General features: G+C 48.4%; 22 protein-coding genes. 12 read left to right on the top strand and 10 right to left on the bottom strand.

What is annotated here, in order from left to right; translation table 11 throughout:
• The first annotated feature begins 4 nt into the window (after positions 1–4).
• Positions 5–1,996: a TRAP transporter permease gene (locus B0H94_RS06875; protein ID WP_106588526.1), complete on the top strand. Its 1,992-nt coding sequence runs from the start codon at positions 5–7 to the stop codon at positions 1,994–1,996.
• A 98-nt stretch (positions 1,997–2,094) separates the two neighbouring features.
• Complete coding sequence (locus B0H94_RS06870; RefSeq protein WP_181315302.1) at positions 2,095–2,703, top strand: hypothetical protein; 609 nt, start codon at positions 2,095–2,097, stop codon at positions 2,701–2,703.
• Positions 2,704–2,775: 72 nt separating this feature from the next.
• Here the strand turns inward: B0H94_RS06870 and B0H94_RS06865 are convergent, their stop codons facing one another.
• The 3 genes from B0H94_RS06865 to B0H94_RS15000 form a co-directional block, all read right to left on the bottom strand.
• On the bottom strand, positions 2,776–4,194 hold the full coding sequence (locus B0H94_RS06865) for an MBL fold metallo-hydrolase (RefSeq protein ID WP_106588524.1): 1,419 nt from the start codon (positions 4,192–4,194) through the stop codon (positions 2,776–2,778).
• A 107-nt stretch (positions 4,195–4,301) separates the two neighbouring features.
• Entirely contained in the window at positions 4,302–5,258 is a 957-nt protein-coding gene (locus tag B0H94_RS06860; RefSeq protein WP_106588523.1) for a pyridoxal-phosphate dependent enzyme, read from the bottom strand.
• 254 nt (positions 5,259–5,512) lie between these two features.
• On the bottom strand, positions 5,513–5,701 hold the full coding sequence (locus B0H94_RS15000; RefSeq protein WP_146139932.1) for a hypothetical protein: 189 nt from the start codon (positions 5,699–5,701) through the stop codon (positions 5,513–5,515).
• 194 nt (positions 5,702–5,895) lie between these two features.
• Here B0H94_RS15000 and B0H94_RS06850 point away from each other — a divergent pair, with 194 nt between their 5' ends.
• Positions 5,896–7,965, top strand: a complete 2,070-nt coding sequence (locus B0H94_RS06850) for a type IA DNA topoisomerase (RefSeq protein ID WP_106588521.1) — start codon at positions 5,896–5,898, stop codon at positions 7,963–7,965.
• A 57-nt stretch (positions 7,966–8,022) separates the two neighbouring features.
• Here B0H94_RS06850 and B0H94_RS06845 read toward each other — a convergent pair whose 3' ends face one another.
• The 5 genes from B0H94_RS06845 to B0H94_RS06830 form a co-directional block, all read right to left on the bottom strand.
• On the bottom strand, positions 8,023–8,205 hold the full coding sequence (locus B0H94_RS06845; protein ID WP_106588520.1) for a CsbD family protein: 183 nt from the start codon (positions 8,203–8,205) through the stop codon (positions 8,023–8,025).
• Positions 8,206–8,221: 16 nt separating this feature from the next.
• Positions 8,222–8,389 carry a YuzK family famiily protein gene (locus B0H94_RS15160; RefSeq protein WP_181315308.1) on the bottom strand — a complete coding sequence of 56 codons (168 nt, stop codon included), beginning with the start codon at positions 8,387–8,389 and terminating at the stop codon, positions 8,222–8,224.
• Between the two features lie 321 nt (positions 8,390–8,710).
• The gene (locus tag B0H94_RS06840) at positions 8,711–8,899 is read right to left on the bottom strand and encodes a hypothetical protein (protein WP_106588519.1); all 189 of its coding nucleotides are present in this window, start codon (positions 8,897–8,899) and stop codon (positions 8,711–8,713) included.
• A 217-nt stretch (positions 8,900–9,116) separates the two neighbouring features.
• A complete protein-coding gene (locus B0H94_RS06835) occupies positions 9,117–9,626 on the bottom strand; it encodes a hypothetical protein (protein ID WP_106588518.1) in 510 nt (169 codons plus the stop codon).
• A gap of 159 nt (positions 9,627–9,785) precedes the next feature.
• Entirely contained in the window at positions 9,786–10,871 is a 1,086-nt protein-coding gene (locus tag B0H94_RS06830) for a glycerophosphodiester phosphodiesterase family protein (protein WP_106588517.1), read from the bottom strand.
• Between the two features lie 251 nt (positions 10,872–11,122).
• Here B0H94_RS06830 and B0H94_RS06825 point away from each other — a divergent pair, with 251 nt between their 5' ends.
• The 3 genes from B0H94_RS06825 to B0H94_RS15155 all read left to right on the top strand — a co-directional run bounded on the left by B0H94_RS06825 (position 11,123) and on the right by B0H94_RS15155 (position 12,985).
• On the top strand, positions 11,123–12,088 hold the full coding sequence (locus B0H94_RS06825) for a cyclodeaminase (protein WP_181315301.1): 966 nt from the start codon (positions 11,123–11,125) through the stop codon (positions 12,086–12,088).
• A gap of 83 nt (positions 12,089–12,171) precedes the next feature.
• Positions 12,172–12,792, top strand: coding sequence for an RsfA family transcriptional regulator (locus B0H94_RS06820; protein WP_106588516.1), 621 nt, complete (start codon positions 12,172–12,174; stop codon positions 12,790–12,792).
• 25 nt (positions 12,793–12,817) lie between these two features.
• The gene (locus B0H94_RS15155) at positions 12,818–12,985 is read left to right on the top strand and encodes a hypothetical protein (protein ID WP_181315300.1); all 168 of its coding nucleotides are present in this window, start codon (positions 12,818–12,820) and stop codon (positions 12,983–12,985) included.
• Between the two features lie 471 nt (positions 12,986–13,456).
• On the opposite strand, the gene B0H94_RS06815 is transcribed toward B0H94_RS15155, so the two are convergent.
• A complete protein-coding gene (locus B0H94_RS06815; protein WP_245893931.1) occupies positions 13,457–14,404 on the bottom strand; it encodes a nuclease-related domain-containing protein in 948 nt (315 codons plus the stop codon).
• Positions 14,405–14,590: 186 nt separating this feature from the next.
• On the opposite strand from B0H94_RS06815, the gene B0H94_RS15515 reads away from it, so the two are divergent.
• The 6 genes from B0H94_RS15515 (at position 14,591) to B0H94_RS06785 (ending at position 18,672) form a co-directional block, all read left to right on the top strand.
• Positions 14,591–14,824 (top strand): alanine-zipper protein, encoded by a 234-nt coding sequence (locus B0H94_RS15515; protein WP_219899785.1) that lies wholly within the window; start codon positions 14,591–14,593, stop codon positions 14,822–14,824.
• A gap of 221 nt (positions 14,825–15,045) precedes the next feature.
• A complete protein-coding gene (locus tag B0H94_RS06805) occupies positions 15,046–15,504 on the top strand; it encodes a YwiB family protein (RefSeq protein ID WP_181315299.1) in 459 nt (152 codons plus the stop codon).
• Positions 15,497–17,167: an arginine--tRNA ligase gene (gene argS, locus B0H94_RS06800; RefSeq protein ID WP_106588513.1), complete on the top strand. Its 1,671-nt coding sequence runs from the start codon at positions 15,497–15,499 to the stop codon at positions 17,165–17,167. Before B0H94_RS06805 ends, argS begins: the two co-directional genes overlap by 8 nt.
• Entirely contained in the window at positions 17,168–17,605 is a 438-nt protein-coding gene (locus tag B0H94_RS06795) for an RDD family protein (protein WP_106588512.1), read from the top strand.
• 95 nt (positions 17,606–17,700) lie between these two features.
• Complete coding sequence (locus B0H94_RS06790) at positions 17,701–17,874, top strand: XapX domain-containing protein (RefSeq protein ID WP_106588511.1); 174 nt, start codon at positions 17,701–17,703, stop codon at positions 17,872–17,874.
• Between the two features lie 21 nt (positions 17,875–17,895).
• On the top strand, positions 17,896–18,672 hold the full coding sequence (locus tag B0H94_RS06785) for an alpha/beta fold hydrolase (RefSeq protein WP_106588510.1): 777 nt from the start codon (positions 17,896–17,898) through the stop codon (positions 18,670–18,672).
• An 846-nt stretch (positions 18,673–19,518) separates the two neighbouring features.
• On the opposite strand, the gene B0H94_RS06780 is transcribed toward B0H94_RS06785, so the two are convergent.
• Complete coding sequence (locus B0H94_RS06780) at positions 19,519–20,676, bottom strand: phospholipase D-like domain-containing protein (protein ID WP_181315298.1); 1,158 nt, start codon at positions 20,674–20,676, stop codon at positions 19,519–19,521.
• Positions 20,677–20,866 lie beyond the last annotated feature (190 nt).

The following is a 20,866-nucleotide window of genomic DNA, read 5'->3' as shown; positions in this document are numbered from 1 at the left end:
TGGCATGCGTTCCTCCAACCAAGCAGAATCGACTTCGGAACAAGAACATGAAACGCATCCGTCGGAAGATAAGCATCAAGAAGTTTTGGAAAAGTTCGATAATGAATCGCGCATACGTGTATTTGATAATAAAGTGATTGCTTGGATTGTATCAATAATTGCAGTTTCTCTATCCCTTTATCACTTATATACGTCGTATTTCGGTACACCAGTGACGTTGCAGCATCGTTCATTGCACGTGGCGGTTATTCTTGTACTCGTATTTTTACTCTATCCACCGTTTAAAAAGAGTAAGCGTCACGTTTTACATTGGTATGATGCCTTGTTCGCGGTCATGGCTTTATCCACCACTGTCTATGTATTTGTCGATTATGAAGGCATTATCAACCGCGGCGGTTTGCCGAACAACTTAGATTTACTGTTTGGTGGTATGCTTGTTCTCCTTGTTCTTGAAGCTGCTCGGCGTGTAACAGGCTGGGGGCTTCCGGTGCTGGCGCTGTTGTTTTTACTGTACGGTATGTTTGGGCGGCAGCTTGATGGGATCTTCCGGCACCGCGGTTATGAATGGGATGCGATCGTTGGATTTATGTATCAGACAACTGAAGGGGTTTATAGTACAGCGATCGGCGTATCAGCCACCTATATATTCCTGTTTATTTTGTTTGGTGCTTTCTTGCAGAAATCCGGCATGGGGCAGTTCTTTAATGACCTCGCTATGGCAGCCGCCGGTCAAACTCGCGGTGGACCGGCAAAAGTATCGGTCATTGCAAGCGGGTTTCTTGGCAGCATTAACGGCGCTGCAGTAGCTAACGTTGTAACGACAGGTTCATTCACGATTCCGCTTATGAAAAAAATCGGCTATAAAAAGAATTTTGCCGGCGCCGTTGAGGCTTCAGCATCCGTCGGCGGACAGATTTTACCGCCGATCATGGGGGCCGCAGCCTTTATTATGGCGGAGATTCTCGGCATGCCTTACAGCCAAATTGCACTGGCGGCACTGCTTCCAGCTCTTCTTTTCTATTTAGGTGTGATCACCCAGATCCACCTGCGGGCGACAAAAGAAGGTCTGCAGGGGATTTCAAGGGAGAACCTGCCGGAGGTTAAGCGCGTGCTTGCTGAACGTGGGCATTTGCTGATTCCACTATTGTTTTTAATGTATATGCTATTTTTCAGCGGGCGTACAATTATTTTCTCCGCGTTCTTAACAATTATTGTGACGGTCATTATTGCAATGATACGTAAAACTACGCGTATGTCACTGCGCGACATTTTCGATGCACTTGAAAATGGTGCTCGCACAGCAATTGGTGTAGCAGTAGCCTGTGCGGCGGTCGGTCTCATCGTTGGGATTGCCACGTTGACCGGATTCGGGTTGAGTCTTGCCAATGGTATTGTTGCCATTGGTGGTGAAAGTCTTCTCTTAACGCTGATGTTTACGATGGTGGCCTGCATTGTACTAGGTATGGGTCTTCCAAGTATTCCGACATATATCATTACGTCAACGATGGCAGCGCCGGCCCTTGTAGAGCTAGGTATAGAAGCGTTGGTTGCACACTTGTTTGTCTTTTACTTCGGAATTTTTGCTAACATCACACCGCCGGTTGCTTTAGCAGCATTTGCTGCTGCCGGTATTTCCGGAGGCAATCAGATGCGGACCGGATTTGTCGCCATGAAGCTGGCGATCGCCGGATTTATTGTACCGTATCTCTTTGTTTACAATGACTCGCTTCTTTTAACGAATACGACCTTTACAGAAGGTGTACTCGTCACCTTAACAGCTGCAATTGGTGTGATGATGCTTGGCGTTGCAGCAGAAGGTCACTTTATGACAAAAGTACCATGGGTGCTACGTATTGTTATGGCAGGCGGCGCGATTATGCTTATGACACCGAACCTGCTGTATGATGGTATTGCTTTGCTGTTGCTCGGCACCACTCTTGTCATCCAGTGGTTCCTCGCCAAGCGTGTCGGCTTAAATCGAATCAGTGCGATTTAAATTTTTATAGATAACAAAACCGTTGAGGGATAAACCTTCAACGGTTTTGTTATCTCCAAAGGAATCTTATCAGATGTTCGTGCGCGGAGGAGTGCGATTTGTGCGCGGCAGGGGGTGATTTGTGCGCGGAGGTGAGCGATTCGTGCGCGGAGGTGAGCGATTTATGCGCGGCAGGGTGCGATTTGTGCGCGGCAGGGTGCGATTTGTGCGCGGCAGGAGAGATTTGTGCGCGGCAGGAGAGATTTGTGCGCGGCAGGAGAGATTTGTGCGCGGCAGGAGAGATTTGTGCGCGGCAGGAGAGATTTGTGCGCGGCAGGAGAGATTTGTGCGCGGCGGAGTGCAATTTGTGCGCGGCTGGAGAGATTTATGCGCGGCGGGGTGCGATTTATGCGCGGAGGAGTGCGATTCGTGCGCGGAGGAGTGCGATTCGTGCGCGGCGGGGTGCGATTTATGCGCGGCTGGAGAGATTTGTGCGCGGCAGGGGGCGATTTATGCGCGACTGGCGTTATTTGTGCGCGGCTGGAGTGATTTATGCGCGGATGGAGGATTTTGCGCGGTGGAGGATTAGTGCGCGGCGGAGTGCAATTTGTGCGCGACTGGAGAGATTTATGCGCGGCGGGGTGCGATTTATGCGCGGAGGAGAGCGATTTGTGCGCGGCAGGGTGCGATTTATGCGCGGCAGGGTGCGATTTATGCGCGGCGCATAAAGGCGCAGAAAATCAAGGGTTAATGATAAAAGAGCCCGGGCGGATTTGCCCGGGCTCTTAACTTATGATCATTTAGTCTTTCTCAACATCATACTTTGCTTTCCAAGCCATAAAGCCGCCGTCCATATTGCGGACGTTTGTGAAGCCTTCGTTTCTTAAGATACTCGCGCCAATGGCTGAGCGTTTGCCGGTGCGGCAGTATAAGACGAGAGGTTCATCTTCGTTGTGCTCACTTTTCCATTCGTCAATATCACCGAGAAACTCATGGACAGCGCCCGGCACCCGGCCGTCTTCCCATTCGGAACTGCGCCGTACATCTACTGGCTGCAGCGTGCCGTTTTGAATCTCATCAGCCACATCAGGTGCATGTACAGTAGTGTAGGTTAACAGGTTACGTTCACTGCTTTCAAAGTTCGTAAGCACCTGCTCGTTAAACGTCCCGGCGACTTGATCGAGACCAATCGATCGCAGTTCTTTTACGACACCGGCAATGTTTGCTTCCGGTGCGATGACATAAATCGGTCGCTCGTAATCAAGCATCCAGCCGGCCCATTCTGTAAAGATCCGAACGTATGGAATATTGATTGAGCCAGGGGCAAAGCCATTAGAAAACGGCTCTGGCATCCGTGCATCGAGCACCTGAACGTCTTGATCTGCCAGTTTTGCCAGATGATCAGCGTCATCTTTAAACGAAACAGCGCTCTTTGTCTCTTCAATCAACTGCGCGCCGTCCCGATTGACCTTTTTCATGACTGAAAAATAAGGTGGTGGTACCGGCTGGCTGTCGAGTAGAAAATCACTGAACGATTGTTGGTCCTCAAACTGAAGCGCAGGGTTTGAAACCAGCTCATAACCAAGTGTTGAAACCGGTACGGCATCCATTGCTTTGCCGCATGGGCTTCCAGCACCGTGGCCTGGCCAGACTTGCACAAATCCAGGTTCATGCTTAAGTCGCTCCAGTGAATGAAACAGCTGCTTGGCGCCTTCTTTTGCGCTTTCAGCAACACCGACTGAAGCTTCGAGCAGATCTGGACGACCGACATCGCCGACGAATAGAAAATCGCCGGTAAACATCCCCATCGGTTGATTGCTGCGGCTGTAGTCCGTCAGCTTAAACGTTAAGTGCTCCGGCGTATGACCTGGTGTGTGCATCGCCTTCAATTCAATGTTCCCAATCGTAACTGTATCGCCTTCTTTCATAAGCGATACACCTTCATCGTAAGTGTACGTAGAAAACTCATCATTTCCTTCGCCGGAAACGTAAATTGAAGCATTGCATGTGTCATAAAGCTCGCGTGCACCAGAGACGAAATCCGCATGGATGTGTGTTTCCAGCGAGCCGACAATGTGCAGACCTTCGCGCTCGGCGGCGTTTAAATACTGCTGAATATCGCGGGCAGGGTCAACAACAACGGCTTCCCCTGTTGATTGGCACGCCACAAGATAAGAGGCTTGTGCCAACGGCGTATGATAAAACCGCTCAAAATACATGGAGTCACCCTTTCATTTAATTGATACATTAACTTCAATACCCTTAGGGGTAAATGGTAAAACATATATCTCGGTTTAACTTGCCGAAAAGGGTAGTGTCTTATTCACTAAATAAACGGCTGTACTGCTTGACGGTGATCAGAAGTACTGATGCCTGCGCCGGTAACAACTATTGCAGCCGGCCCTTTAAGCTGTACAGCTCCTGATAAAATCGCGCCGGCGCCGACGGCTGCAGCACCTTCAACGAGAAGGCCGTGCGCTTCATATAAAGAAGCCATGCCACGGGCGATATCTTCTTCAGCCAGACGAATCCGTTCATCAACATAACGCCCGACAAGTGGCATGGTATAATGATTGTGCTCGCCGATCCCTCCGAGGAGGCTGTCAGCATATGTCGGAGGTTCATCAACTGCAACGGGATATCCGGCACGAAGACTGTCATCCATCGCAGCGCCTTTCATGACTGAAATTCCGCTTACACGCAGGTTTTCATCAACAGATTTAGCAAACAGTCCAATACCAGCTAATAGACCACCGCCTGAGAGCCCGGCAATGATATGCTCAATTTCCGGCCGGGTTTCGATCATTTCAAGACCGATCGTTCCTTGTCCAGCAATGATCGCCGGATGATCGAATGGGGGAACCACCGTCATACCTTCTGAAGCATAAGCTGCACTAATTTCTCCCGCTTCGTCCTGCGTTTCACCTTCAATGTGAATGCGCGCACCACTTTTCTCTAGAATATCCACCTTAGCCTTAGGTACGTGTTTAGATACACATATCACAGCAGGAATCCCAAGCTGCGCGGCAGCGTAAGCTACGGCCATACCGTGATTACCTGTAGAAAATGTCGTCACGCCCGCTTTTTGCGCTTCATTAGACAGAGATCGGATGAAATTCATTGCCCCGCGCAGTTTAAACGAACCGCTCGGCTGCAGCTGTTCGAGTTTTAAATAAACCGGCTGTCCCCCTGCTTCGCTTAATGTTTGCGAGTAAATGAGGGGAGAATATAAAACCCCGCTTCGGATTCGTGCCGCAGCTTCAAAAACTGAACGTGCCTGCATTCGCTATCGCTCCTTTCACGCTTTATAATATATATATGGAAACATACACCAAAAGAAGGTATCATTTTTGCATAAAAAAACAGCGCCGATGGGTTACATCAGGCGCTGTGCAAAGCGTCGTGACGCAAAGCGCGCAACAGGAATGCTTTTAAGTAAAGAAGGCGCGTTCCTCCTGCCCTTCTTCAAGCATTCCTGGAAAGAGCCAACCCCTCATCGCATAAAAAGCCGAAAAGCCGGCAACTTCACTGTGAGACTTAAATCACCAAGCCGTCACAACAAGCGCACTTCACGTACCCGGAATCGCGGCAGAGGCGTGCCACTTCACGCTCGCTTTGCAGGGTCGCTCGGTGCTTACTTGCTACGTTTAAAATTGTGCATCGATCATTGACGAAGTTGGTGTGATGAATTTCTGCGTTGTAGTGGTCGATATAATATTGCCCCATGTGTTACAACCCCTTTGCACCTGCCAAAATGAAACTCGGACAGGAGGAAGCGCCTAGGGGTTAAAGGCTCAGCTTCCAGGCTCTTTCATTGTACCAAAGCTTTTATAACCCGTGAAGCGATACTTTTACCCGCTTGCCTACAACCTCGTATTCTGTGAAAATAACATTCAGCTCATCACACAAGGAGACCTGCTATGACTACTGTCCTGCTTTGCGAAAAGAAGATTCAAGCTGAAGCGATCGCCAAAGCTTTTCCGACCCGTAAAACTTCTGAAGGCATCGACATTAAACCGTGTGAAGCTTTCCCATCAGGTGCGCTCATCGTTTGGGCATCAGGTCACTTATTAGAACTTGAAGAACCTGAAGGCTATGATGCAGCTTATAAAACTTGGAAACTTGGTACGCTGCCCATTCTTCCGGAACGATTTCGTTCAAAAGTATCCAAGTTTGGCATGAAGCAGTACCGTAACGTGAAACCAGCCCTGCAAAAAGCTTCTCACATTGTTATCGCCTGTGACCCCGGCCGAGAAGGTGCAGCCATCGGATATTCAATTGTCGCTTTCACTGGACAAGCAAAAAAGCCAGTGTCTTATTTATGGACGCAGTCATTAACACCAAAAGCGGTACAGGAAGCTGCAAGCAAATTGCGTTCTAAAGAAGAAACTTACCCGCTTTATCAAGCAGCACATGCCAGGGCGGTAAGCGACTGGCTTGTTGGAATTAACTTAACTAGGGCGTACAGCCTGCTCATTAACCAGCAGGCGTCCAGCCGGCAAGGTGTATTTTCTGTCGGGCGCGTGCAGACACCGCTTCTCTCTTTAATCGCTGCGCTTGAACAAGAGATCCGCGATTTTCAAAAAGAGCCTTATTGGGAATGTCGTGCGACTTTTCAATACGGGAATGAAGTGATTGAAGGGAAATGGACAAATGGAGAGACGCACCGTATTTTGGAACAGCATAAAGCAGACAACCTCGCCGTATATGTAAAAGATCGTCCGGCGGTTATTGAAGACCGGAGCACTAGCGCAAAAACGTATCAGCCCCCGCAGTTTTATCATTTATCGAGCTTATTGGCGGCGGCAAATGAGCGTTTGAAAATGCCGACAAAAGTGACAGAACGTGCGCTTCAGTCCTTGTATGAATCCGGGTTTGTCAGCTATCCGCGTACGGACAGCCGTCATGTTACCCCGGCGGAGGCGGCGACATTTCCAAAGGTAATCAAAGCTTTAGGAGAGCTTCCATCATATGCTGAACTTGTTCCTGAAGCAAAAGAGAAGCCTGGCAAGCGTTATATAGATGCAAGTAAAGTATCTGATCACTACGCGATTATTCCGACAGAACAAGTGCCTGACCCGGCGAAACTGAAAAACGACGAAGTAAAAGTTTATGATTTAATAGCCCGTTCGCTCCTTGCCGCGCACTATCCGGTGCAAAAAGTAGAGTACGAAAAGTTAATTAGCGTTGTCGACGAGCGCTTTCGTTTTTTAACGGAAGGTCAGCGCGAGCTCCAAACCGGTTGGCGCCATGTGATTCCGGCTTCAAAACAAGATGATGATGTCATTCCAGATTTACAAACACAAAAAGGCACTGTGATCAATGCTGAAGTGGATGAAAAGGAGACGAAACCACCGAAGCGCTACACCCAGGGGTCGCTGCGGCGCGCGATGGAAAAGCATCATCTCGGGACAGAAGCTACCCGCTCCGGGATCATAGATACGCTTGAAAAACGGGGGTATATCACGTTTGAAAAAAATCAAGCAGCCGCAACAGCGAAAGGGGAACTCTTGATTAACTGTCTCGGGTCTGGATCGATTTTGACAGATGTAGAAACGACACAAAAATGGGAAGAGTATTTAACAAAAGTCGGCGCCGGCGAGCGTAGTGCCGATCCGTTTGTAAACCAGACGAGACATTTAGTGACACAGCTTGTACAGGAGGCAAAAGCCGCGTCCGGTAGCTGGAATGTGGCCTCCTACGAGACGAAAGCAGAAGAAGCAGAGACGGTGGGCACATGTCCGTCATGTGGCGGGGTGTTGAAGGATAAAAAGGCGAAAAAGAAAACATTTATTGGCTGCAGCGGTTACCGGCAAGGCTGCTTGTTTAGCCTGCCTCGTACGGTTGCCGGCAAAAAGTTGACCGACCAGCAGGTACAGACGCTGCTTACGAAAGGAAAAACGAATACATTAAAAGGTTTCAAAGGAAAGAAGGGGAAATTTTCCGCTGCACTACAGTTGACTTCAGAAGGAAAAATCACCTTCATTTAACGAAGACCTAAAATAAAACCAAAAAAATAACGCCCTATTGGTGGAGCGTTACTTCAATCAATGTTTGTTATATTTAAAAACAGCTTCTGTTAATGAGCACTGCTCTTGGCGCTGAATTTTTCCGATAGCTTCATTTCTTCTGCCGAGCATCTGCTCCAGCCGGTCGCCGGTAAGTTTATGGATACTTTTATGAACCTTGCCCCGGACTTCCCGGTGAAGCCCTTCCATGATTTCAGACATGTTATGCCTCCTTTCCTTACATCAAACGGCTGTTAACCTCTTGTTCCATCGCTTTTGCTTGTTGATGGTCATAAGCTCTTTCACGTTCAACCTGCATTTTCTTTTCAACACAACGGCTGTATTCTTCAAAACAAAGACCGTGATTTTCAAGCATTGCCTTTTCCATCATCTCATTGGTACGCAAAATAAAATCCTCCTTAAAAAATTAAGATGATTGATTCATTTATCATCTTTGTGTATGGGTGTATTACCGGCAAGTGCAGCAGTCAAACCTTTGCGAGAAAATCTGACACGAAATACCTAAAAAACCGCCGCTGCTGTTTGTAGGCAGTGGCGGTTTTTATGTAAAGGAGGGGGGTGCTTTCCCCCTGCACTTAAAAATTGAGTTACCCTGGAATAAAGTAAACCCGAAGATCAGTTTGTTTTTTATAATGGTTTATTTGCTGTGTAAGATTTCTGAAGTTCTATGCTAAACCATGTTCTCTGTATATTCAGCAGCAGTCACTTAAATGTCTGTCTCTTTCAGGCAGTCGCATTTTGCATACCCATTTGCTTTTAGAAGTTTTTCAATTTCACGCTCATTTCGAACTGTAGCGCGGTGTTCGCTGTTGACGTGCAAAATTGCACAACGATCGTTTACAAAGCTTGTATGATGAATTTCTTGATTGTAGTGGTCGATATAATACTGGCCCATGCACTTTGCTCCTTTGAACCTGCCATAAAGCTTGGCAGCCAGGAAGAAGCACCCTGAGTTAAAAATCCTTTATCCAGGTCAAAGCAATATAACAAACGCACCGGGATAATGACAAGGGGGGTGAATAAAATTTTAAGTTCTCAAAAATCGAAAAGCTTCTCACGACAATTTACATTTCTGAAGGTTCAAAAGCTTCATTTCAGCGCACGTAAAAATCTTACAGGCGCTCCACCGCATCCCGAGAAATCATTAATGCTTCAGCCACATCCCGGCCACTCCCATAAGCCTGCAGTCCGCGCCGGCCTTTGCGGGTGCGGATGGCAATGCGCGGCGGGCTGACTTCCACACCTTCTAAACCTAAACAGTCTATGACTTGCTGAAATGTTAATAATGCAATTTCACTTTCTTGAAAGCAGTCGTATTTCGCACAGATGAGGGCGAATGCGTACCGGTCTTCTTCACCGGCAGTATATAACTGTAGAATGGCATTGATTTCGTCGGGCGAGAAGCGGAAGGTCCACGTTTTCGTTTGGTGGGTCTGGTTTTCTGAAGGCTCTGATTTGTATTTCGTGTAAATCCAGAGTTTTTCACCTGTAGATTCTGCCCGCGAGATCGCATAAATTCGTCGGTGCTCGCCTTTTTCAAATACGCGCGGGTCTTTATGTTGATTGATTAAAATGGACAACAATGAGCCATAGTAGAAATCTGCTTTGCGTACATCAGTCATATTTTGTTACCTCGTCAATTGATCAGTTTCGTGGATATAATACACCCACTTGAGTGAACATACTCATCTGTTGAGTGCTTGTCAATGAAATCACGATAAACTTCTACATATATATAAAACCAGGCGCGGGGCCTGGTTCATATGAAGTGATATAGCCACTTAGCGTCCTAACACATCATTCAAACGGTCTGGGTAGTCGGTGAAAATGCCGTCTACGCTCCAGTCAACGAGACGCTCCATCGTTTCTTCGTCATTAATGGTGTAAATATGGACGTCTAAATCGTTGTCCTGTGCTGTGCTTACAAAGTCTTCGTCAATCACTTCGGTACCGTCATAATACTCCAAATGTGGGCCAATGCCGATTGCATAATCGTGAATCTCTGCAAAGTCTTCTTCGGTCATTTCATCTGGCGCAGCGGTTACATCGAGCCATTCATCCATAACAAGCTCGCCTTCTTCATCTTCTTCCACTTCCCACCAGAGCAGCTGTACGAGTGGAATTTCATCATTAAGCTCCTGTACTTTATGCAGGCTGTCTTGTTCAAATGATTGAATAATGACACTGTCTTCTTCGATCAAGTTATGCTCCTCAACGAGTTCTACCATGGCTTCTTCAATACCGTCGTACAAGTGAGCATCTTTTGTTTCAATATAGTAATTCTCGTCGGTGCCGAGTGCTTCAATTACTTCCTCAAGTGTCACAATGCTTTCGCCTTCAAAAGCTTCATCAGCATAATCCGGGTGTTCCTCGTTAAACCAAGAGCCGGCATCCATCTCCTGCAGTTCTTCTAGTGTGAAGTCCTTCAAATCACCTTCAGCATCTGTTGTCCGGTCCACCTCAACATCATGGAAAGCAACAAGCTCATCGTCTGCTGTCATTTGGATATCCATTTCAATCCAATCAACATCCATGTCGGCTGCTTTTTCGATGGCTGGCATCGTCTGTTCAGGGGCATGACCGCTTGCGCCACGGTGAGCAATATTTAAGACGTCGTCATCTGCGCCTTCAGCAGCTTCTGCATCCTCGTCATCATCATCTTCCTCATCTGCATCAACCTCATCATCTTCGTCTTCGCCACCTGCATCGTCCTCTGTTTCAGTGTCGTCGTCATCCATTCCTTCCGTCTCTTCAACATCATTGCTGTCATCATCACCGGCTTCATCTACTTCTTCTTCAGTGTCACCGCAAGCTGTAATAACCCCTGTGAGTGCAACAATGCCGAAAAGTTTTGTCCATTTTTTCATATGTAAGTCCCCCTTCTATAAATTTAAAATAATATAAAACGTTAAATATAAATTTAACAAATATAATTATAGCTGTTCCTATATAAAGTGTAAATTTGCATGACGAGCATTCTAAGGCGAAAAATGCGAGTTGTTCAGCGTGAGATGTAAAGGTTGACTAACATCTCAGCTATATACATAGAAAATGAAGATTGAATGATGAAGTGCTCGGCAACTAAACTAGAAGAAGGAAACCTTAGGAGGTTGATGCCATGTTAATGTTTCGCGAAGAAGAGATTCGTGCTGGTGTAAAGTTGGATGATCAAGCGCTTGAGGCGGTTGAGACGGCATTTCGCACCCTTGCGACCGGAAATGTGTCTCAGCCGCCGGTGGCACGTGTTGATATCCCTGAAGAAAATGGAGAGGCTGATATTAAAACAGCTTACATTGAAGGGTTTGACGGTTTTGCGGTAAAAGTCTCAACAGGTTTTTTCAACAATGAAACGTATGGGCTGCCGAGTCTTGGCGGATTAATGATGCTGTTTTCCACAAAAACGGGGCAGCCGAAAGCTTTACTGCAGGATAACGGTTATTTAACTGATGTGCGCACCGGTCTTGCCGGCGCAGTTGCAGCGAAACATTTAGCTCCGGCTAACGTTAAAACGGCCGGCGTCCTCGGTACAGGCATGCAGGCGCGGATGCAAATTGAAGCGCTTCAGCTCGTTCGTTCATTTGAACAGGTGCTTGTGTACGGCCGGCGTCAGGAAAAAGCAGAAGCTTATCAAAAAGAAATGGAAGAGAAGCTAGGCTGCCCGGTCAAAGTTGTCACTACAATGGAAGAAGTCGTTAAAGGAAGCGAAGTTGTAGTGACAACAACTCCGGCGACAGCGCCTTATTTGAAGCCTGAGTGGCTCCACTCAAACCTGCATATTACAGCGGTAGGTTCTGATGCACCGGATAAGCAGGAGCTTGAAGTCGGCGTTTTTGAAAAAGCTGATATTGCTGCGTGTGATGTGTGGGCGCAGTCAAAACAGATGGGTGAGGGCCGGGCTGCGCTTGAAGCAGGGGTCTTACATGAGGATACGCCGTTGCGGGAGCTCGGTGCGATCATTGCCGGCCTTGAAAGCACCCGCAGTAATGAGAGCGCCATAACGGTTTGTGACTTAACCGGTACCGGGGTTCAGGATACAGCCATCGCGATGCATGCGTATCAAGCGCTGAAAAAATCAGAAGAATAGGTATGAAACGAATGTATAAATCTTCCTTGTTCAGGTCATGATAGAGCCATAGACCGATTGCTAGAAAGGAAGAGGATAGGATGATGACGACAAAGGTTCGGCAGGATGCTTGGTCGCACGAAGATGATGTATTTTTGGCAGAGACGGTGCTTGAGCACATCCGTACCGGGAGCACCCAGTTGAAGGCATTTGATGAAGTCGGTGACCGGATGAACCGGACGTCGGCAGCGTGCGGTTTCCGCTGGAATGCCGTTGTCCGGCCGCGGTATGAAGCGCAGGTGGCAGAAGCTAAGCGGGAGCGTAAACGTCGCAAGCGGGAGGCAGCAGAGACGGATACACCGTTTGTGAAACCGAAACGCAAGGAGGCAAAGGTTGCGCCAGTGTCGGTAGAGCGTGAACTTTCGCTCGATGCGATCATTCAATATTTAGAGGAGCTGCAACAGTCGAGCGGTGGCGAGTCAGATGCATCAGCGCGCCTCGAGCAAGCTGAAGCTGAGCGTGAAGAACTCAAAACGGAGCTTGCGGAACTGCAGGAAAAATATAAGCAGATGGAAAATGACTATCAAATGTTGATGTCGCTTATGAATCGGGCCCAGCAGATGATGGATGGCGGCAGTGGTGAGGAGCCGACCCCTGCCCAGCGCATCTGGCTGCACGGTAACACCGATCCCTATGAAAGCTGGGAAGAATCGAGCTCGTCATAACATCATAGGAAAAGAGAGGCAGCGGATGTCAGCTGTCTCTTTTTTTATGAAGCACGTTTTTGGAGGGTCGAGGCACGACCTTGAGGATGCGAAGCACGACCTTGGGGATGCGAAGCACGACCTTGGGGATGCGAAGCACGACCTTGAGGGTGCGAGGCACGACCTTGGGGGTGCGAGGCACGATCTCGGGTAGGCGAAGCACGAGCTTGGGGGGGCGAGGCACGACCTTGAGGGTGCGAGGCACGACCTTGGGGATGCGAAGCACGATCTTCTATCACTAGGGTTCAATTCACATAATGAAAAGGAAGATGCTTTTGGTAGCATCTTCCTTACTCATAGTATTATCCCTGTAGACCTTAAATAGAATAAATATCTATATATTCTGGTATGACGAAACCGGCGCAGGCACTTTATAAGTTCGGACTTAAATGGATCAACTTGTCTTCGGTATCTTTGTAGTATGCATCGTGGGTTACCTCGAGTCGGGCACCAACGTTTGCATCTTGATCTACGTTCTACATAAAAGTAAAAATGTGGTTCGATACCATGGAAGTCATTTCAACATCGTAACTAAGGTCCTCAAGCGCATGGACGATCGTTTAAATTGGTGGAATGATGCACGTTTGGAAGGGCTGAAGCGTGTGCTTGACAGATTAAAGCACTTTTATAAAATGTGAGCTATGTTTCGGTGCGTGTAGAGGTGGCTTTTAGGCTTGGGGAGTCGTTCGCAGCCGACTTCATATAAAAACCGGCGGACTGTAGCGCTGCGTGGTAAATCAAGAAAATGTTGAATATCAGCATTAGAAAAAGGGGCTTCACTTAGAGTGAAGAAGTCTTGTAACGCTGCGATATGCCCTTTTGCATCTGAATGCTTACACTTTGTACAGCGCCAGCGCTGGCGTTCCCAACGCATCGTCAACTTGCTGCAATCAGAACACCAAACACCTCCCGAGATCTCACTACGTGTGATTCCCAAACGATTTAATGCCGCTGGGGGTGCCGGCGTATGTGCTTGAATCAGTGTATCGCTCCAAATTTGGCACAATTCAGTATCCTCCGTTCGGTTTTGAATGTAATGTTTGATCGACCAAAATATTTCATCAGGCCTAAGTAGCAGCGCTCCCTTTGGGCGTTGCAAAATGCAGTTAGAGTGGGTGAAAACAGCGATGTGATGGACTTTAAGTTTAGGTAGTCTCATGTTTTTTGCCCAAATCTTCAGTTGTTCCGAAGTATTTTGAAGTTGAAGTAAAGGGTTAGGGAATTGTTCGACAGTACCATCTAGCTCTCGTGTAAGTAAGCCGTGTGGAGATTCCAAGTGCACGGTACCTTTTAAGTGTTTTACTTCAAGGAGAAATAGGTGTTGAGGCGTCAAAATCAAGGCATCAATTTGAAAATAACCTCCAGTCAGGGAAGGAAGGCGGAGATCCTGCAGAACATAGGCATTGTGGAAGAAACGTTTGAAGATGTAGGTAAGGCTTTGCTCTCCATAATAGCCCGCGCGGCGCTTATGATACGATGCCTCAAGTTCGGGGAAGGCAGTGTGATCTCTCGGGGTTCGCTGCATCAATACTTCAAGCTGACGAAGGGGTTTAGGCTGGACTAAAGGTTTCACAATCAACAAGCAACACCCTCTCTAATGGATAAGATTATTATACCTTAATATTTTAAAGAATCTACAATTACATTTGAAAAAAGATATACCTGCTTAAGTTGAATACTTGAGGCACGACCTTGGGGATGCGAGGCACGACCTCGGGTAGGCGAAGCAAGATCTCAGGTAGGCGAAGCAAGATCTCGGGTGGGCGAAGCAAGATCTCGGGTAGGCGAGGCACGATCTCGGAGCGGCGAGGCACGATCTCGGGTAGGCGAAGCAAGATCTCAGGTAGGCGAAGCAAGATCTCGGGTGGGCGAAGCAAGATCTCGGGTAGGCGAGGCACGATCTCGGAGCGGCGAGGCACGATCTCGGGTAGGCGAAGCAAGATCTCGGAGCGGTGAAGCACGATCTCGGGTAGGCGAAGCACGACTTGGGTAGGCGAAGCACGATCTCGGAGCGGAAACCGGATCACGCCAAGCTGCACTGAAGTAATGAAAAGCGGCATGTATTCTACGCCTCGATCGCGTGGTATAATACAAGAATGCACCTATGAGATTTTTCAGCAAGCGAGGCGCGCTCGCTGCATAGATATAGGACAAGCGTTTCTGAAGCCTTGAAACAGATAGGCGGAACCGCTAAACTTTGAGGAAGGCATGGTGATGCACATGACAGCGGAACAGGAAATGAAAACCGCCGTTGATGTCTCCATGAAAACGAACATTGAACAAGACGGAAAGAAGGAACAGATGCACATTCAAGCACCAGGTGAGCTGCATAAAAAGCGGGGTTACCGCTACGTAATGTTTACTGAGCAGCTAGATGGCATTGGCGAAGTGAACACTGTGCTGAAAGTCGGCGAACATGAACTCACGGTGATTCGTAAAGGCGCAGTATCCATGCGCCAGCAGTTTCAGCAAGGTGAAACGACGGAAGGCAGCTACGAAACGCCATACGGCTTGATGAAAACCGAAGCCCGCACGCACCACGTAACAAGTGACTGGAGCGGCCCGCAGGTTCACAGCATACAGTTTCAATATCAAATGCGCGTGCAGGGCACAGAAGCCGGCACGTATGACGTGAAGATTTCCATTGAGGAGGACCCAGGCGACAATGAATAGCATGGAGCAGATGAAAGAGAATTTAAAAGCAGAAATCGCAAGTGCCGTGACGAAGGCGGGCCTTGCAGCGCCGGAGGAAGTGCCGGACGTGATGTTAGAACAGCCGAAAGAAAAAGAGCACGGTGACTTTGCAACGAACATGGCGATGCAGTTGACGAAAATTGCAAAGAAAAATCCCCGTCAAATTGCTGAAGAGCTAACCGCTGAAATGGATTATGCGAAAGCTTCGATTGAAAAAATTGATATTGCCGGTCCAGGCTTTATCAATTTCTTTCTTGATAATGCCTATTTGCGCGAGATTATTCCGGCAGTGCTTGAAGCCGGTGCCGATTACGGACGGACTGATGTCGGCGGCGGGGAGCGTGTGCAGGTTGAGTTTGTTTCTGCCAATCCGACAGGGGATCTCCATCTCGGTCACGCCCGGGGAGCGGCAGTCGGTGACTCGCTCTGCAACATTCTCGATATGGCTGGTTACAATGTAACGCGCGAATATTACATTAACGATGCCGGCAATCAAGTGGAAGGGCTGGCACTTTCGGTGGAAGCCCGGTACTTGCAGGCGCTTGGTCATGAAGCAGCGCTGCCGGAGGACGGTTATCACGGTGATGATGTGAAAGAGATTGGCGAACGCCTCGCTGAAGAAAACGGGGATCGCTACGCAGGCCTTCCGGAAGAGGAACGTCTCGCGATTTTCCGTGAACTCGGTTTGAAAAAAGAACTCGATAAACTGAAGGCCGACCTGTCTGCGTTTGGTGTAACTTTTGATGAGTGGTTCTCTGAAACTGCACTTTATGAAAGCGGCGAAATTGAAGAGACATTAATGCTCTTAAAAGAAAAAGGTTACGTATATGAAGCGGACGGCGCTGTTTGGTTTAAATCAAGTGAATTTGGCGACGATAAAGACCGGGTGCTCGTGAAAAATGACCAGACGTACACGTACTTAATGCCGGACATTGCGTATCATAAAAACAAGCTTGACCGCGGCTTTGACTCGCTCATCAACATTTGGGGTGCAGATCACCACGGCTATATTCCGCGGATGCAGGCGGCGATTCAAGCGCTCGGCTACGCGCATGATACGCTCGATGTAGAGATTGTCCAAATGGTTAACCTGCTCCGCAGCGGAGAAAAAGTGAAGATGAGCAAACGGACCGGCAACGCAGTCACCCTCCGTGAGTTGATGGAAGATGTCGGTTTGGATGCGACCCGCTATTTCTTTGCGATGCGCAGTGCCGACACCCACATGGACTTTGATATGGATCTAGCAGTATCTGAGTCCAATGAAAATCCAGTGTACTATGTGCAGTATGCTCATACCCGTCTTTGCAGTATTTTCCGTCAGGCAGACGAGCGCGGTATTACGTATGATCCGGCAGTTGATCTCTCGCCGGTAGCGTCGGAAAAAGAGTATGACCTTTTGAAAAAAATCGGTGAATTTCCGGAAGTGGTCGCAGACGCCGCCCGCCTGCATGCGCCGCACCGGATGACAAACTACCTGCATGAACTTGCTGCTTCCTTCCACAGCTTCTATAATGCTGAGCGCGTCATGGATCAGGAAAATGAAGCGAAAACGAAGGCGCGCCTTGTCCTTGCTAAAGCCGTACAAATAACGCTGCAAAATGGCATGCGCATCATCGGTGTTTCCGCGCCGGAGCGGATGTAAATGGCAGGCGGTTGGAAAGCACAAGGGCTGTATGCCCTGCAGCGCTTGGCAAGCGTTATTTTAGATGGTTTCGTGCTCGGTGCAGGCGTATTTCTATTCTTACAGCTAAGCGGCATGGATCCAGCAGCTAGGATGACCCAGGTTTTTGAAAGCTTGATGGCAATTGTGTATTTAACGCTGCTTCCCGCGGTTTGGACAGGCTACACGGTCGGTAAACGTGCCCTGCGTTTAAAAATCATGAAACAAGATCATCATGATGTCGGGTTAGGCACAATGCTTTTACGTGAAGTCATCGGTAAAGCAATGATCGGTACCGTCACACTCGGCATTGCTGCAGTCGTCTCTGCCTTTATGGTGGTGTTCCGCAAAGACCGGCGCGCCATCCACGATCTTGTCGCTGGCACACACGTGGTTGAACGCGAAACAACATCATCCTAATATACGCCGGCGGCCGGGGGATGTCCCTGGCCGGCCGGCTTTTTCATACATATAAAAAGCAAAAATGCACATATTAAGGAAAGGTTGTGGCAAAAATGAAAGAAGTTTTTCTAGCTTTAGGTTCCGGCTTATTCGTCGGATTTATTTTCGCGCTTCTCCGTCTTCCGATTCCGGCACCGCCGGCGCTTGCTGGTATTATGGGGATTGTTGGTATATTCCTCGGCTACCGGTTGTATATGTGGGTGGCTCCTTTCTTCGGAGGCGGATAACGCGCACTAAGGAGGAAGTGTATGGCTGAAGTCATTTCACGGGGCACCCGGCTGACATACAGCTTATGGGGACAAGGTCCGGCGCTTGGTTTTTTCCACCCGCCGGCGATGGGGGCGGTTACTTTTTGGCAGCAGCATCCGCTGCGCGCGAACCACCGTCTTCTTCTATTAAACGCCCGCGGTCACGGTGGCAGTGAATCTGGAGCAGTGGCGGTTACACTGGCACAATGGGCGGAAGACATGAAACATGCCGCTGATCAGGAAGGGATCGACCGGCTCACGCTCGTCGGCTACTCCAACGGGGGCATGGCTGCGCTCACATTTGCTCAATTGTACCCGGAGCGGACGAAGGGGCTTGTGCTTGTGGGTGGGTTTCCGGAAGCGGCCTCCTTCTTGCTTCAAAAAGAGTTTGAACTAGGACTCCAGGTCGCAAATCATGCGTGGATGAATCTGCTTGGTTCGGTGCTCGGGGCGGCACATACGTCCCATCCGGGGCACCGGCAGGCGATCCGACAGACGGTGGCGCAGGCGGATCCATTGGCGGTAAAGGCGTTGTACCAGCATTCGCTTTCGGTGAGTGTGGAATCTGCGCTTGATGAGCTCAAAGTTCCGGTCACCCTCGTGTACGGAACAGGTGATAAGTATGTGCACGGCTACCAGCTTTTATTTGAGAAAGGGCTCGCCCCGGGACAGCTCGAAACCGTACTTGTCGGCGGCGTTATGCACCAAGTACCGACCCGGCAGCCGGCAGCGTTAAACGCCATTTTAAGCGACTTTGAATCACGCCGCGTTCTATGAATGCTGTGTTTTGTGACGAAGTAAATTTAAAAAAGCCCTCACTTTTAGGAGTGCCCAGGCTGTCGACAAACTACCAAACCAAAGATTTCCGCTCAGCTTACTGCTCTGAGCCGCGGAATATCGTATGAATAGGATAAAATCGAATCATGAACGTAACCTTCACTTCAGACGGACGCTTTCCCGAGGGCTTGGCTTCAGCTAACTTGTTCGATTGATTGCCAATCGAACAAGTGGATCTTCAGCCTGCGCTTTGCCCTCTGGGAGTCGCCGTCTTTCGTTTCGGTCACTTTTCAATTTACAGGTTATCATCATTTCCAATGGATAGGGTTCGTTTTATCATTCATATAGCGTTATTATGAAATTCATCCATGTAGCTATTGCTTGATCAAAAGAATCTCTACAATTCATGACTACCCAAATCACTAAAGGCTGACGAGGATTGGCGGCGACGCCACCAGGAACAGCGCGAACCGAAAATCCTCCAGGCCGTGATGGGGGCTAAGAACACACGATGAGATCAAGCGTCAGCGTAGGTTAAACCAGTGTCGCACTTGTGCCCTCCGGGTGCAAATGTCAGTCGAAAAGCGACGTCAGCCTTAGCTTTTTCAATAGTTTGTCTACACGCTGAAGGAACTGTCTCAAAAGGTTATAAACATCCGATTTTAAGAAAAGGTACAGGAAATATATGAGACTCCTGCAGGAAAAGCAACAGCTGAAGATCCCGCAATGAGCGGGTTTCGCTCATGAGGAAGCTGAAGCGTTGCCTGCGGAAAGCGAGTATATTTCCCGTGCCAATCATTTAAATCATATCTTATGGGATGGCCTTTTTTTATTGGGGCTTTACGTTTACAACAGCCAGCGTATACGTCGGCCGATGCCTCCTTTCAAGCGCTGCCATGCCGAGCGGTCGGTGAGGTCTTTTAAATAAAGCGGCACAGCATCAGCCATATCTCGTTGAACAGCTTCGTTCAGCGTTTGTAACACCGAGTGGTTCTCAATAATTAAGTTTAGTTCTTGGTTCCAGTACATACTGCGGTAATCAAGGTTGGCTGTGCCAACATCAGCCAATTGTCTATCAATGATGACAGCTTTACCGTGGAAAAATCCCCGATTGTACAAAAGCACGTCAGCACCTGCTTCAAGCAGCTCTTGAAAGTACGTAAAACCTGTTTCTTTCACAAAAGGATGATCCGCAAACATGGGTACGAGCAGTCGCACGTTGACACCACGGGCCGTGGCTTTAACTACAGCTGCATGAATAGATGCAGGCGGGATGTAGTAAGGTGTTACCATATCGAGTGAGCTTTCCGCTTTGTTGATCATATCTCCCATGACTTTTTCAAGTTCTGTACCATTTGAAGCAACAATTTGAATACGCCCGTCTCCTTCTTTTGTCCCCACGGCTGTATTTTCAGCCCAATCCGCATCAAAGATCTGCTGCAAAGTGTCTGCTGCGCCGTCGGTTAATCGTACATGATAATCGCGCCAGAATCCGAGTTTTGTACGCCGGCCGATATATTCCTCTCCAGCATTAAATCCGCCAGTGTAAGCAGCTTTGCCATCGATCACAGTCGTTTTCCGGTGGTTGCGCCGGTTGAGTGCAGCTAAGAAAAAGGGTGGGCGTACCGGGGCTGCAAGTTTAACTTTAACTCCATAAGTTTCCAAGGATTTACGCCGTGACCGGGTTAGCGCACTGCCAACCTGATCGACCATTAAGCGTACACGAACCCCTTCCGCTGCTTTTCGCTCAAGCAGCGTTAAAAACCGTTCGCCAGTATCATCGCTGCGAAAAATAAAAAACGACAAGTCTACCGTATGTGCTGCATGCTGAATGTCAGCGTGCAGTTTTTCGTACAATGACTCCCCATCGTCAATTAGTTCAATTTCTCCGTCTGCAAAACGTCGAAATGCTGGCGTCGTATATGTTTTTCTACCTAAATAAAAATCGAGTGTGATCCAGCCGATAAGAATGAGCAGTATGAATAACATCCATTGTCCTTCCACTGCAGTCGCCCCTTTACAATGTTGCTTTGTCATAGTCTGCCCGAAAAACTCCGCGTACACACAAAAACTTTATAAGTCCAGTCTGCTGCGGGATTTTTAAACGGCATGTAAGAAATTTAAAAAATTTACTCCGAGTGAATGTTCATTCATTATATTTTTTGTTATACTGTTTTCAAATCCTCAAAATTGT

Origin of the sequence: Salsuginibacillus halophilus (assembly GCF_003014715.1) — a bacterium.
Taxonomy (GTDB): Bacteria; Bacillota; Bacilli; order Bacillales; family Marinococcaceae; genus Salsuginibacillus; species Salsuginibacillus halophilus.
The sequence above is the reverse complement of the archived record's forward strand: the minus strand, read 5'-3'. Positions and strand labels throughout refer to the sequence as shown.

Coding starts and splice junctions, on each gene's coding strand:
- B0H94_RS06875 (WP_106588526.1), top strand. CDS start 5: ATGCGTTCCTCCAACCAAGCAGAATCGACTTCGGAACAAGAACATGAA.
- B0H94_RS06865 (WP_106588524.1), bottom strand. CDS start 4,194: ATGTATTTTGAGCGGTTTTATCATACGCCGTTGGCACAAGCCTCTTAT.
- B0H94_RS06860 (WP_106588523.1), bottom strand. CDS start 5,258: ATGCAGGCACGTTCAGTTTTTGAAGCTGCGGCACGAATCCGAAGCGGG.
- B0H94_RS15000 (WP_146139932.1), bottom strand. CDS start 5,701: ATGGGGCAATATTATATCGACCACTACAACGCAGAAATTCATCACACC.
- B0H94_RS06850 (WP_106588521.1), top strand. CDS start 5,896: ATGACTACTGTCCTGCTTTGCGAAAAGAAGATTCAAGCTGAAGCGATC.
- B0H94_RS06845 (WP_106588520.1), bottom strand. CDS start 8,205: ATGTCTGAAATCATGGAAGGGCTTCACCGGGAAGTCCGGGGCAAGGTT.
- B0H94_RS06840 (WP_106588519.1), bottom strand. CDS start 8,899: ATGGGCCAGTATTATATCGACCACTACAATCAAGAAATTCATCATACA.
- B0H94_RS06835 (WP_106588518.1), bottom strand. CDS start 9,626: ATGACTGATGTACGCAAAGCAGATTTCTACTATGGCTCATTGTTGTCC.
- B0H94_RS06830 (WP_106588517.1), bottom strand. CDS start 10,871: ATGAAAAAATGGACAAAACTTTTCGGCATTGTTGCACTCACAGGGGTT.
- B0H94_RS06825 (WP_181315301.1), top strand. CDS start 11,123: ATGTTAATGTTTCGCGAAGAAGAGATTCGTGCTGGTGTAAAGTTGGAT.
- B0H94_RS06820 (WP_106588516.1), top strand. CDS start 12,172: ATGACGACAAAGGTTCGGCAGGATGCTTGGTCGCACGAAGATGATGTA.
- B0H94_RS15155 (WP_181315300.1), top strand. CDS start 12,818: ATGTCAGCTGTCTCTTTTTTTATGAAGCACGTTTTTGGAGGGTCGAGG.
- B0H94_RS06805 (WP_181315299.1), top strand. CDS start 15,046: ATGCACATGACAGCGGAACAGGAAATGAAAACCGCCGTTGATGTCTCC.
- argS (WP_106588513.1), top strand. CDS start 15,497: ATGAATAGCATGGAGCAGATGAAAGAGAATTTAAAAGCAGAAATCGCA.
- B0H94_RS06795 (WP_106588512.1), top strand. CDS start 17,168: ATGGCAGGCGGTTGGAAAGCACAAGGGCTGTATGCCCTGCAGCGCTTG.
- B0H94_RS06790 (WP_106588511.1), top strand. CDS start 17,701: ATGAAAGAAGTTTTTCTAGCTTTAGGTTCCGGCTTATTCGTCGGATTT.
- B0H94_RS06785 (WP_106588510.1), top strand. CDS start 17,896: ATGGCTGAAGTCATTTCACGGGGCACCCGGCTGACATACAGCTTATGG.